The sequence below is a fragment of the Tepidamorphus sp. 3E244 genome (assembly GCF_046159835.1).
GTDB lineage: Bacteria > Pseudomonadota > Alphaproteobacteria > Rhizobiales > Tepidamorphaceae > JACKJK01.
Map to the genome: position 1 here is coordinate 1,481,822 of NZ_JBJXCY010000001.1, position 13,194 is coordinate 1,495,015.

9 protein-coding genes and 1 pseudogene are annotated in these 13,194 nt (G+C 63.6%); 4 read left to right on the top strand and 6 right to left on the bottom strand.

All coding sequences use genetic code 11. The features are described 5' to 3' along the window. Positions 1-2: 2 nt before the first annotated feature. From ACKTEK_RS06995 to ACKTEK_RS07015, 5 genes are all read right to left on the bottom strand, one after another. Positions 3-689 (bottom strand): hypothetical protein, encoded by a 687-nt coding sequence (locus ACKTEK_RS06995; protein WP_409164513.1) that lies wholly within the window; start codon positions 687-689, stop codon positions 3-5. A 168-nt stretch (positions 690-857) separates the two neighbouring features. Beyond that, positions 858-1,391, bottom strand: coding sequence for a hypothetical protein (locus tag ACKTEK_RS07000; RefSeq protein WP_409164514.1), 534 nt, complete (start codon positions 1,389-1,391; stop codon positions 858-860). 134 nt (positions 1,392-1,525) lie between these two features. After that, entirely contained in the window at positions 1,526-3,193 is a 1,668-nt protein-coding gene (locus ACKTEK_RS07005) for a formate--tetrahydrofolate ligase (RefSeq protein WP_409164515.1), read from the bottom strand. Positions 3,194-3,270: 77 nt separating this feature from the next. Then, entirely contained in the window at positions 3,271-6,069 is a 2,799-nt protein-coding gene (fdhF, locus tag ACKTEK_RS07010; RefSeq protein WP_409164516.1) for a formate dehydrogenase subunit alpha, read from the bottom strand. Positions 6,070-6,113: 44 nt separating this feature from the next. Continuing rightward, entirely contained in the window at positions 6,114-7,874 is a 1,761-nt protein-coding gene (locus ACKTEK_RS07015; RefSeq protein WP_409164517.1) for an NAD(P)H-dependent oxidoreductase subunit E, read from the bottom strand. Positions 7,875-8,319: 445 nt separating this feature from the next. Here ACKTEK_RS07015 and ACKTEK_RS07020 point away from each other — a divergent pair, with 445 nt between their 5' ends. Next, positions 8,320-9,282: a GlxA family transcriptional regulator gene (locus ACKTEK_RS07020; protein WP_409164518.1), complete on the top strand. Its 963-nt coding sequence runs from the start codon at positions 8,320-8,322 to the stop codon at positions 9,280-9,282. Positions 9,283-9,295: 13 nt separating this feature from the next. Here the strand turns inward: ACKTEK_RS07020 and ACKTEK_RS07025 are convergent, their stop codons facing one another. Further along, positions 9,296-9,697, bottom strand: a complete 402-nt coding sequence (locus tag ACKTEK_RS07025; RefSeq protein ID WP_409164519.1) for a DUF2177 family protein — start codon at positions 9,695-9,697, stop codon at positions 9,296-9,298. Between the two features lie 142 nt (positions 9,698-9,839). Here ACKTEK_RS07025 and ACKTEK_RS07030 point away from each other — a divergent pair, with 142 nt between their 5' ends. The 3 genes and pseudogenes from ACKTEK_RS07030 (at position 9,840) to ACKTEK_RS07040 (ending at position 13,194) form a co-directional block, all read left to right on the top strand. Next, positions 9,840-11,168, top strand: coding sequence for an NAD(P)/FAD-dependent oxidoreductase (locus ACKTEK_RS07030; RefSeq protein ID WP_409164520.1), 1,329 nt, complete (start codon positions 9,840-9,842; stop codon positions 11,166-11,168). A 2-nt stretch (positions 11,169-11,170) separates the two neighbouring features. Further along, positions 11,171-11,965 carry a DUF1365 domain-containing protein gene (locus tag ACKTEK_RS07035; RefSeq protein WP_409164521.1) on the top strand — a complete coding sequence of 265 codons (795 nt, stop codon included), beginning with the start codon at positions 11,171-11,173 and terminating at the stop codon, positions 11,963-11,965. Between the two features lie 344 nt (positions 11,966-12,309). After that, positions 12,310-13,194, top strand: a pseudogene (locus tag ACKTEK_RS07040) (class I SAM-dependent methyltransferase).

Sequence of the window (13,194 nt, forward strand, 5' to 3'; positions counted from 1 at the left end):
CGCTACCGCCACGGCCCCCTGGCAAGCAGCGTACGCGCGTACCACTTCCAGAAATTGGTGCCGCGCTTGCGGTGAATGTCGAATATCGGGCCGTAGCTTGTGGCTGGCCGCCGGATCCCGTCCGGGCCGGTTTCAGGCTGTAGCCGGGGCCGGCAGCCTTCAAAGGACGGGTCCGGAAACCGCGGTAGGCCCGCCTTGCGCGCCATGATCGTCAGGACCGACTGATCGTGACGATGCTCCTCGAACTCCGGGAAATTGTCACGGCCCAGTTGGTTCGGCTCGTCGTCCAGGGCGTGCGGCACAGTCATCGCAGCGCACAGGTTCTGCACGAACACCCGCGCCTCAGCGCCAGCGCGGTAGAGCTGGATGCCGCCGACAAGCTGGGAGATGTCGTGGAAATTGGGCGCGTCGGCATCGAGCCCGATGAAGCAATCGCGCTTGGTCCAGCGCCGCATGGAGAAGCGTTCGCCGGGCAATTCGAAAAGCACGATGGGTTCGTCTTGTGCGCACGCAAGCATCGGCTCGGGATCAGCGACGAACCGCATGGCGGCATCGGTGTAGAGAACAAGGTCGCCGTCCGGCACGTTCGCCAGTGTCTCGCGCAGGATAAACGGCTTCCACAGCCAGTAACCAGCGCCACGCGGCTTCGCCATGGTTTCGGGATATCGGCGAGCGAGGTCCTGCGTCACGGCGTCAGCCTCACTGAAAATGCGTGTCCTCAGGCCGTATCGTAGCGCCGAAGCTGCGAGCAACTTGGCAGCTCCGCGAAAGCGGCGCGAGGCAAACGTGATGTGATGGACGCGGGCGATTCTGGTTCTCCGTGCGGTGGCTTCGCCGCGCGGCTGACTTTAGCCGGGTCAGCGCCCGAGCGCGAATGCAGCGATGGCTGGCGACAACCCGTCGGCTTCGCGAAAACCCTCGCGCGGGCAGGCCCGGCGTTCGGTGTCCACCATGCACATGGCGACGCCGCCCTTGACCGTGACCTCCGCGCCGAGCCGCCCGGCGAGGGACAGCATCTGGCCGTTGTCTGCCCCGCAATACATGACGGCGGCATGCGGCCTGATCTCGGCGATGGCGCGCGTGGCAAGCAAGGTGCCGAGACCGAAGCCCTGAAAATCGCGCTCGACCGAAAAGGCGAGTTCGCGCGGCACGTCTATATCGTCGGACGGTGGTGAGATTTCGGCTGCGGCGCGCGTTTGCCCTTCGACCTGCAGCGCAAGGATGGAAACACCGGAACCTGTAAGCTGGAGACAGTGCGCATCGAGCGCTGCTGCATCCATCGGCTGGTTGAAGCGCCGCTCCATGGCGGCCTCATCCAGCCGGAGCAGATGCGCCCGGTAGGACTCCATCTCGTGTTCAACGAGAAAGCGCAGGTTCGTCGTCTCGCTCATGTGCCGCTCCGATTGCCGAACGGCACCCTCGCAGCTTTCCGTCAACATCCCGCTAAATTGTCTCAAACCCACGAAAAAGGGCCGGTGCAATGCACCGGCCCCCGTATTGGCAGATCCGCGAAAGCGGAGAGGTCTTAGAAGAGACCTTCGATCTGGCCTTCGTCGTTCAGGAAGATGGTTTCCGAAGACGGCTTCTTGGGCAGACCCGGCATGGTCATGATCTCGCCGCAGACGACCACGACGAAGCCGGCGCCGGCAGACAGGCGGACTTCACGGACCGGCACGGAGTGGCCGGTCGGCGCGCCACGCAGGTTCGGATCGGTCGTGAACGAGTACTGCGTCTTTGCCATGCAGACGGGGAGGTGGCCGTAACCGTCGGCTTCCCACTGCTTCAGCTGGTCGCGAATCTTCTTGTCGGCGATGACCTCGTTGGCGCGGTAGATGCGCTTGGCGATGGTCTCGATCTTCTCGAAGAGCGGCATCTCGTCCGGGTACAGCGGAGAGAACTGTGCCTGGCCGCTTTCGGCGATCTCGGACACGCGGGTCGCGAGTTCCTTGATGCCTTCCGAACCCTTGGCCCAGTGCTTGCAGAGAATGGCTTCCGAACCGAGGTTCTGGACGTATTCCTTCACGGCCTGCACTTCGGCGTCGGTGTCGGTGACGAAGTGGTTGATGCCGACGATGGCGGGCACACCGAAGTTCTTCACGTTCTCGATGTGACGGCCAAGGTTGGCGCAGCCCTTCTTGACGGCCTCGACGTTCTCGTTGCCGAGATCGTCCTTCTTGACGCCGCCATTCATCTTCATGGCGCGAACGGTCGCGACAATGACGATGGCATCCGGCGCAATGCCGGCCTTGCGGCACTTGATGTCCATAAACTTTTCGGCGCCGAGGTCGGCACCGAAGCCGGCTTCCGTCACCACGTAGTCGGCGAGCTTGAGCGCCGTGGTGGTGGCGACAACCGAGTTACAGCCGTGCGCGATGTTGGCGAACGGGCCGCCGTGCACGAATGCCGGGTTGTTTTCCAGCGTCTGCACGAGGTTCGGCTGCATGGCGTCCTTCAGCAGGACGGTCATGGCGCCATCGGCCTTGATGTCGCGGCAGTAGACGGCGGTCTTGTCTCGGCGGTAGCCGATGATGATGTCGCCGAGGCGCTTCTCGAGGTCGGCCAGGTTGTTGGCCAGGCACAGGATGGCCATGACTTCGGAGGCCACCGTGATGTCGAAGCCGGCTTCACGCGGGAAGCCGTTGGCAACGCCACCCAGCGAGCAGACGATCTGGCGCAGGGCGCGATCGTTCATGTCCATCACGCGGCGCCATGCGACGCGGCGAATGTCGATTTCCTGCTCGTTGCCCCAGTAGATGTGGTTGTCGATCATCGCCGACAGCAGGTTGTGGGCAGAAGTGATGGCGTGGAAGTCACCGGTGAAGTGGAGGTTCATGTCCTCCATCGGGACGACCTGGGCGTAACCGCCGCCGGCTGCGCCACCCTTCATGCCGAAGCACGGGCCGAGCGAGGCTTCGCGAATGCAGATCGCGGCCTTCTTGCCAATGGCGTTGAGGCCGTCGCCGAGACCAACGGTCGTGGTCGTCTTGCCTTCGCCAGCCGGCGTCGGGTTGATGGCGGTGACGAGGATCAGCTTGCCATTGGGCTTGTCGGCCTGCTTGGCAATGAACTCTGCGGAAACCTTCGCCTTGTCGTGGCCGAAGGGCAGCAGATCGTCAGAAGGAATGCCGAGCTTGGCGCCGATCTCCTGGATCGGTTTCTTGTTGGCTTGGCGTGCAATTTCAATATCGCTCATTTGTCGTCCTTTCCAGGCGTATCCTGAGTCTTCCGGGCCCGCGGACGGGCCCGGTTTTCTTGGTTTTTCCGGTTTTGTTATTCAGCCGCCGCGAGCTTCGGGTCGGCCGGTTCGATACGGCAGGCGGAGAACTTGAACTCCGGAATCTTGCCATAAGGGTCGAGCTGCGGGTTGGTCAGCGTGTTGGCCGCCGCCTCAACATAGGCGAAGGGCACGAAGACCATGTCCTCGGCAACCGCGCGGTCAGCACGGGCCATGATCTCGATTTCGCCACGACGGGTGGCGATGCGGATCATGTCGCCCGCCTGAACGCCCAGCTTGCGCAGCGTCTTGGGGTGCATCGACGCGTTGGCCTGCGGCTCGACATTGTCGAGGACCGTGGCACGGCGCGTCATCGAGCCGGTGTGCCAGTGCTCCAGCTGGCGCCCCGTGGTCATGATAAACGGATACTCGGTATCCGGCGTCTCGGCGGGGGCGATGATGCTGGCCGGGGTGAAGCGGGCACGACCGGATTCGCGCGGGTAGCCATCGGAGAACACGATTGGCTGGCCCGGATCTTCCGGCGACAGGGACGGGTAGGTGACCGCACTCTGGTTCTCCAGGCGCTCCCACGTGATGTTGTCGAGGGAGTTCATGGAGCGCTTCATCTCGGCGAAGACCTCGCTCGGGTGCGTGTAGGTCCAGTCGAGACCCAGACGCTTGGCGAGATCCACGGTGATGGCCCAGTCCTCACGCGCTTCGCCGGGGGCCTCGAGGGCCTTGCGGCCCATCTGCACCTGGCGGTTCGTGTTGGTGACCGTGCCGTTCTTCTCCGGCCATGCGGAGGCCGGAAGCACCACGTCAGCATAGTAGGCCGTCTCGGTCAGGAAGATGTCCTGCACCACGAGATGTTCCAGCTTGGCCAGCGCGTGGCGGGCGTGGTCGACATCCGGGTCGGACATGGCCGGGTTCTCACCCAGGATGTACATGCCGCGAATGTCGCCGTGATGGATCGCGTGGATGATCTCGACCACGGTCAGGCCCGGCTTGGCGTTCACTTCCGTGCCCCAGATCTCCTTGAACAGATCGCGGACCTGGACATTGGCGACGCTCTGGTAGTCGGGCAGGACCATCGGGATCATGCCGGCGTCGGACGCGCCCTGCACGTTGTTCTGGCCACGCAGCGGGTGGAGGCCCGCACCGGGACGGCCAACGTGACCGCACATCAGCGCCAGCGAGATAAGGCAGCGGGAGTTGTCCGTGCCGTGAATGTGCTGGGAAACGCCCATGCCCCAGAAGATCATCGCGGCTTCGGCCCGTGCGAAGGTGTAAGCGACCTCGCGCAGGGTTGCAGCCGGGATACCGCAGATGTCTTCCATCTTCTCCGGAGCGAAGTCCTTCAGGTGGTCCTTCATGGCTTCGAAGTTCTCGGTGAAGCCGTCGATGTACTGGCGGTCGTAGAGCTCGTCCTCGACGATGACGTGCATGATCGCATTGAGCATGGCGACGTCGGTGCCGGGGCGGAACTGAAGCATGTGCGAGGCATGGCGGCGCAGGGCCTGGGCACGCGGATCCATGACGATCAGCTTGCCGCCGCGCTTGGCGAACTGCTTGAAGTAGGTCGCCGCGACCGGGTGGTTCTCGGTCGGGTTGGCGCCGATGACGATGGCGACGTCGGCGTTCTCGATCTCGTTGAAGGTCGCGGTCACGGCACCCGAACCGACGTTCTCCATCAGCGCCGCCACCGAGGAGGCGTGGCACAAACGGGTGCAGTGGTCGACGTTGTTATGGCCGAAGCCCTGACGGATCAGCTTCTGGAAGAGATAGGCTTCCTCGTTCGAGCACTTGGCCGAACCGAAGCCGGCGATGGTCTCGCCGCCGCTTTCGCCGACCAACTTCTTCAGGCCGTTGGCCGCGGCGTCCAGCGCCTCGTCCCAGGTGGCTTCACGGAAGTGCGTCCACGGATTGGCCGGATCGACATTCATGCCCTTTTCCGGCGCGTCTTCGCGGCGGATCAACGGCTTGGTCAGGCGGTGCGGGTGGGAAACATAGTCGAAGCCGAAGCGGCCCTTCACGCAAAGGCGCTGCTCGTTGGCAGGCCCGTCGACGCCGTCGACCCAGGCGATCTTGTTGTCGCGGATCTTGTAGCTGATCTGGCAGCCGACGCCGCAATACGGGCAGACCGACTGGACTTCCTCGTCGACGTTTGCGCTGTCGCCGCGCTCGGCTGCGTCGAGGATGGAGGATTCCATCAGCGCGCCGGTGGGGCAGGCCTGGACGCATTCGCCGCAGGCGACACAGGTCGAGTTGCCCATCGGGTCGTCGAAGTCGAAGACGATCTTCTCGTCGTGGCCGCGGCCGGCCATGCCGATCACGTCGTTGACCTGGACTTCGCGGCAGGCGCGCACGCACAGGTTACAGTGGATGCAGGCGTCGAGGTTGACGTGCATCGCCACATGGCTGGCATCCAGCAGCGGGATACGGTTGTTTTCCAGCTTCGGAAAACGGCTGTCGGACACGTCCTGAACGTCCGCCATTTCCCACAGGTGGGACGAGCGGTCGTGGGCGTCGGAACGTTCCGGCTGGTCGGTGACGAGAAGTTCCATCACCATCTTGCGGGCCTTGTCGGCACGCTCGGAGTCGGACTTCACGACCATGCCTTCGTTTGGCGTGCGAATGCAGGACGCAGCCAGCGTGCGCTCGCCGTCGATCTCGACCATGCAGGCGCGGCAGTTGCCGTCCGGCCGGTAGCCCGGCTTGTTGGCGTGGCACAGGTGGGGGATGCGGTTGCCCTGGCGCAGGGCCACTTCCCAGATCGTTTCGCCCGGCGCAGCGGTTACGCTTTTCCCGTCGAGGGTGAAGGTGATCTGCTCGGTCTTGGTGGTGGCATCGGTCATATCGGCCTCCCTTGAAAATCTATGTTCCGTACTGGCGGGGTCGATTACTGTTTGTCGCGCTCGATGGACTGTTCGGTCCCGTAACCGGTCTTCGGCGGCGCGATATCGGTGTCGCCGAGTTCATCGGCGAAGTGCTTGATCGTCAGGCGGATCGGGTTGGGTGCTGCCTGTCCAAGGCCGCAGATCGAGGCGTCGGCCATGGCGGTCGCAAGTTCCTCAAGCAGCGGCTTGTCCCAGGTGTCCTTCTCCATCAGCTTCACGGCCTTCTCGCAGCCGACGCGGCAGGGCGTGCACTGGCCGCAGCTCTCGTCCTCGAAGAAGCGAAGCATGTTGAGCGCGGCATCGCGCGCCTTGTCCTTGTCGGACAGCACGACGACAGCAGCAGAACCGATAAAGGTGCCGTGCGGCTGCAACGTGTCGAAGTCGAGCGGAATGTCGTCCATGGACGCCGGCAGCAGGCCGGAAGAGGGGCCGCCCGGCTGGTAGGCCTTGAAGGTGTGACCGTCCGTCATGCCGCCGCAGGCCTCGATGAGGTCGACGATGGTGGAACCGGCGGGCAGCAGCTTCACGCCCGGGTTCTTCACCCGGCCGGAAACGGAATAGGCACGCATGCCCTTGCGGCCGTTGACGCCGTGGGCACCGAAGACATCGCCGCCTTCGCGGCAGATCTTGGCGATCCAGTAGAGCGTCTCGACGTTGTGGACCAGCGTCGGGCGATTGAAGATGCCGACCTGCGCCACGTAGGGCGGGCGGTGACGCGGCAGGCCGCGCTTGCCCTCGATGGATTCGATCATCGCGGATTCTTCACCGCAGATGTAGGCGCCTGCGCCGCGGCGCAGATCGATGTAGCCCTTGGTGACGATCCCGGCGTTCTCCAGTTCGGCGATCTCCTTGCGCAGGAGGTCGATCACGAACGGATACTCGTCGCGCATGTAGATGAAGGCCTTCTCGGCTTCCACCGCCCAGGCGGCGATCAGCATGCCTTCGAGGAAGAGGTGCGGGTCGCGCTCAAGGAAGTAGCGATCCTTGAAGGTGCCCGGCTCGCCCTCGTCACCGTTGACGGCGAGGTAGCGCGGGCCCTGTTCGGCGCGCACGAAGGACCATTTCTTGCCGGACGGGAAGCCGGCGCCGCCCATGCCGCGCAGACCGGAGTCGAGGACTTCTTGCTGCACCTGGTCCGGCGTCTTCGCGCCGTCGCGCAGGCTCTTCAGGGCCTTGTAGCCGCCATTGGCAACGTAGGACGAAAAGGCTTCGTAGTCGGGCAGGTGCGCGTGGGTGTCGTCGTTGGCAATCGCCTCGGCGACCTTTTCAGGCGTCGCGTGGTCGATGTGGTTGTGCCCGATTTCAAGAACCGGCGCGGTGTCGCAGCGGCCCATGCAGGGCGCGCGCAGCACGCGGACCTTGGCGGGATCCTGGCCATCCTGCAGCGCCTTCATGAGCTGCTGTGCGCCGGCCATCTCGCAGGAGAGGCTGTCGCAAACGCGGATGGTGAGGTCCGGAGGCGGGGCCTCGCCTTCCTTCACCACGTCGAAATGGGCGTAGAAGGTCGCAACTTCGTAGACTTCGGCCTGCGCCAGGCGCATTTCCTCGGCGAGCGCACGCATGTGCTCGGCCGACAGGTGACCGTATTCGTCCTGAATCAGGTGCAGGAACTCGATCAGCAGGTCGCGGCGGCGTGGGCGCTCGCCCAGCAAATCGCGGACCTGCAACAGGGCCTGATCTTCATACTGACGGCCCTTGGGGGTCTTGCGCCCCTTGCCTGCGCCGCTTTTCCATACGCCGAGCTTGTCGTCGTGCGTGGCCATAATCACCAACTCCTTCAGGAAACGTTTCCCACCGTTCTTTCGACGGCGTTTAGCAGGGAATTTGCAAGTTATCTTGATGCGGTGTGGAGAAAGTCCTCGACTTCACCGCACATGATGGCTGATCCGATCCAGTCGCCGTTTGCGCCGTCTCGAGGTGTTCAACCCTCGTCATGGCTTTGCTGATCGGCGACAGGGGGAGGCTCGGCAAGGACCGAAGGCCCGATTCTGCGCAGGCGCCGACGCGTGTGAACGCGTATGCCGCGTGCTTCGCCGTCGCGCATGTGCCATTGCTGGCCGGATGCCCGGCGTTACAGATCGGTGCCGAATGATGCATCGGTCTTTGACTTCCTCCCAATCAGCCTATTGTGGCCATGGGACGCTTTCTTGACTTTCGCCTACACGCCGTATTTTTATCTAATACCGCCATGTATGCAGAGGCTTGAATATGTCTGCCGTTCCATTCCGGGTCGGATTCCTGCTGGTCGACGGATTTCCATTGCTGTCCTACGCCGCAGCCATCGAGCCATTGCGCGCCGCCAACACGGTTTCGAGCGAAAAACTTTACGATATCAAGAACCTGCCGATGTCCGGCGCGCGCTCGACCAGTGCCTCGGGAACGGAAACCCGTGCGCAGGCCCATGTCGGTGAGACGGTGGATTTCGACCTGCTTTGCGTGATTGCAGGCGAGCTGAAGAGCTTTGGCGACCGCCGCGTGACCGGTTGGCTGCGGCTCCTGGCGCGGCGGGGAATCGCATTGGCGGGAATCGCGGGCGGGGCCGCAGCACTCGCGGAGACAGGCTTGATGGCCAACCGGCGCATGACAGCGCCGGTGATGATGCTGCCGCGCCTGAGCGAGCAGCATCCCCATCTTCTGCTGGAGCCGGTGCCCTACGTCATCGATCGCGACCGCATGACCGCAACCGGGGGTGCTGCGTCCGGCGACATGATGCTGGCGCTCATCAGCAGCCATCACGGCGCGGCGATGGCTGACGACGTGCGTGAACTGGTGCTGCACGGCGCCACGCGCCCTGCATACGCTTCCGCGGCAAATCTGGAGGACCGCGCCGGGCAGGGCGGGAACTCGAAGGCGGTGATCGCCGCGATCCAGACCATGAAGAACAATATTGCCGAGCCACTGCCGGTGGAGGAACTTGCGCGACTGTCGGGCATCAGCGAGCGGCAGCTCGTGCGGCTCTTTTCCCAGCGCATGGGGCAGGGGCCGGCGGCCTACTACCGCGACCTGCGACTGGAAACGGCCCGCAGCCTCGTGGAGCAGTCGAGCCTCAGCCTGACCGAAATCGCGTTGGCGTCCGGCTTTTCGAACTCCGCGCACTTCTCCAAGGCGTTCTCCGACCGGTTCGGCGAAGCGCCCTCACGCCTGCGCAAGGCACGCTGGAAAACCGGCTGATGCGCGCTGAACCCTAGCGCGCAAATATCTGGGCTGCGAAATAGCCGGCCGTTGCGGCAAGCCCGGTGAGGAAGGTGCCCCACGCAACGTCGATCGCCACCATCGAGACCGGCCAGTCCTTCAGCGTCGCGTGGTTGGTCATCTCGTATGTCGCGTAACAGAAGAAGCCGAACAACGCGCCGTAGAGCGTCGCGGTCCCCGGCGCATTGGCCTTGAGGGCAGGCGAGATTGCGAAGAACACGATGCCGACCACGTAGACGAGGTAGAAGCCGGCGGCGGCAACCATCTTGGGCTGGTCGAGCAGCAGGTGGCCGATCCGCTCGACGAATATCTGCCGCGCGATGTGGGCGAGCCAGACGTAGTCCAAGCCGAGAAAGACCACTGCTGTTGCGATATAGGCGATGACATATTGCATGGGTTGCCTCCGTGATGCGCAACCGATACGCGGGGGCCGCGTCACCGGATCAAGCGTTGGTTAAATTCCAACGCCGGCTGTGTGATCCGCGTTCCAGGTGGTGGCGTATCACGCCCAACACGTCCCGCACGCAAGGTTCTTCATGCGCCCTCTTAAAATCGCAGTCATCGGCTCCGGCATCTCCGGATTGTCGGCAGCCTGGTTGCTGTCGAAAACGCATAACGTCACGCTGTACGAGACCGATGACCGTCTTGGCGGACACGCCAACACGACGCATGTCGACATGCCCGATGGAACGGTCGCCGTGGACACCGGATTCATCGTCTACAACGAGCTGACCTATCCCAACCTGACTGCGCTGTTTGCACATCTCGACGTGCCGACGCAGGCAAGCAGCATGGGCTTTTCGTTTTCGTCCGACGCTGGCGCCTACGAATATTCCGGCACGGGAGCGAACGGTTTCTTCGGCCAGCGCCGCAACCTTCTCAAGAAGCGCCACTGGCGGATGCTGTCCGACATCAAGCGGTTCTTCGAAACGGCGACGACGCGCGTCACAGCCTACGACCCGCAGATCAGCCTTGGCGCGTTCCTCGCAACCGAGGGCTACTCGACTACCTTCATTGACGAACACATCGTGCCGATGGGCGCCGCAATCTGGTCGACACCGGCTCAACGCATGCTGGATTTCCCGGCCCGCGCCTTCGTCGACTTCTATGACAACCACCGCCTGCTGCAGTTCAACGATCAGCCGGTCTGGCGCACGGTGCGTGGCGGCAGCCGCGAATACGTCCAGCGCATCTGCGACGATGGCGACTTCGAGATCGTGCAGGGTGTCGGCGCGCGCGCCATCCGCCGAACCGATACCGCGGCATTGGTTGAGGATGCGCGCGGCGCCGTCCGCCCGTTCGACCAGGTGGTGATCGCCACGCAGGCCGACCAGGCGCTCGGCCTGCTGGATGCGCCTGCCGACGAAGAGGCGCGCCTGCTGGGCGCATTCGCCTACCAGGAGAACCTTGCCATCCTTCACAGCGACCGCCGGTTGATGCCGAAACGCCGCCGCATCTGGTCTGCGTGGAACTTCCTGAAGAGCGGCGCGCAAGGTCGCAGCGAACTGTGCCTGACCTACTGGATGAACGAACTCCAGTCGCTGGACACGCGCTGGCCGGTTCTCGTGACGCTGAACCCCTACGATGAGGTTCACCCCAAGGCCGAGCACGGACGCTTCGCCTACCGCCATGCAGTCTTCGACAATGCCGCGCTGACCGCCCAGAAAGATCTCTGGTCCCTGCAAGGCCAGAAGCGAACATGGTTCTGCGGCAGCTATTTCGGTTACGGTTTCCACGAAGACGGCTTGCAGGCCGGGCTTGCGGTTGCCGAGGCCATCGGCGGCGTGCGCCGCCCCTGGTATGTCGACAACGAATCCGGTCGCATCCATTCGATCCGTCCGCGCGACGTGCGGGCAGCGGAGTAACAATGACGGCAGCGCCGACAAACGCGATCTATGCAGGCGACGTGGTTCACAACCGCGTCCAGCCGGTGCATCACGCCCTGCGCTACCGGGTGTTCTCGCTGTTCGCCTTCGTCGACGAGCTTCCGGCCCTGTCGAAACGCAGCAGGCTTTTCTCCTACAATTCCGCCAATCTCGTTTCGCTGCACGACAAGGATCTCGGCAAGGGCGGGCCATTGGAGCCGTATCTGCGCGGCATCGCGAATGAGGCCGGTCTTGCCGAAGAGATCCAGCGTTTCGCATTGCTGTGTTACCCGCGCGTGCTCGGCTGCGCGTTCAACCCGCTGACGGTCTATTTCGGATATGACGCGGCCGATGCCACGCGGCTGGTCGTCTACGAGGTGAGCAACACGTTCGGCGAGCGCATGACCTACGTGATGCCAGTCGTTAGCGATGGCAAAATGCTTGAGCAGGATTGCAGCAAGCAGCTGTACGTGTCGCCGTTCAATGCCGTGGAGGGCACGTATCATTTTTCGGTTCGCGGTCCCGGCGATATCCTCAAGCTCGCCATAAGGCTGGAAGTCGAGGGTCGCACCTGCATGACCGCTTATTTCAACGCCGCGCGAAAGGCCTTTTCCGACGCCGCGCTGGCGCGCGAGTTGATCCGTGTCGGCTGGCTCGGCGCCAAGGTAATCGGCGCGATCCATCTGGAAGCCGCGAAGCTGTGGCTGAAGGGCCTGCGGCTGCAGCCACGGCCGACCGCGCCGCGGCAGGCGGTGTCGATTAAGACGAACGACTATGCGGAGGCGAGAGACGCATGATCGAACTGGTTGCAACCGAAGCCGGTATCCGCCGCGGCCTTCGCATTCCGCTCAAGGAGCGCGTGCTGTACCGGCTGGCCCGCCGCTTTCTGCAGTTTCAGCCGCAAGGCAGCATCATCGTGGAAATGCCGTCCGGCCAGCGCTACCGATTTGGCGAGGACAATGGCGCTGAACCCGCCATGATGAAGTTGAACGACTACGCGCTGCTGCGCAAAGCCATCCTGCGCGGCAAGCTGGGATTCGCCGAAAGCTACATCGCCGGCAACATCGACATTCCCGACCTGACGCGGCTGTTTCACTTCTTCCTGCGCAACGAGGATGCCTTCGCGCAGGCCGGACGCGAGATGTTCAAGGTCCGGCTTCCCGACAGGCTTGCCCACCGCCGCCGTCGCAATTCGCGGCGCAACTCCCGTCGCAACATCTCCGACCACTACGATCTGTCGAACGAGTTCTTCGCGCTCTGGCTCGATCCGGAAATGATTTATTCGAGCGGCATCTACCGTGATGGGCGCGACACGCTGGAAGACGCGCAGTCCACCAAGCTCAAGCGCATCGTCGATCTTCTCAACCTGTCACCCAATCAGGATGTGCTGGAAATCGGTTGCGGCTGGGGCGCATTGGCGCGCGCCATTGCCAGTGTCGCCGGCGCCAACGTGACCGGCATCACGCTGTCGCGCGAGCAGCTCGCGGCAGCGCGCGCGTCCGCTGTCGCACAGGGGCTGTCAAACCACGCCAATTTCGTTCTGGAAGATTACCGCGACACGGTGGGACAGTACGACCGGATCGTCTCCATCGAGATGATCGAGGCCGTCGGTCAGGAATACTGGCCGCGCTACTTCGAGACGCTCCGCGAGCGCCTGAAGCCGGGCGGGTCGGCGGTGGTCTAGGCCATCACCATTGCCGACAAGAACTTCGAGACCTACAGCCGCAGCACCGATTTCATCCAGCGCTACATCTTCCCGGGCGGCATGCTGCCGACCGTCGACATCATGCGCGAGCATGCGGAGCAGGCAGGCTTGAAGCTGGGTCACGAGGAGCGCTTTGCGGCGAGCTACGCCGAGACGCTTCGCGAATGGCGCCGGCGCTTTGAGGCGGCATGGCCGCAGATCGAGGCGCTCGGCTTCGACGCGCGCTTCCGGCGACTGTGGCGCTACTACCTGACCTATTGCGAAGCGGGATTTGATGCCGGCGAGATCGATGTCGGCCTGTATCGGTTCGACCGCATCTAG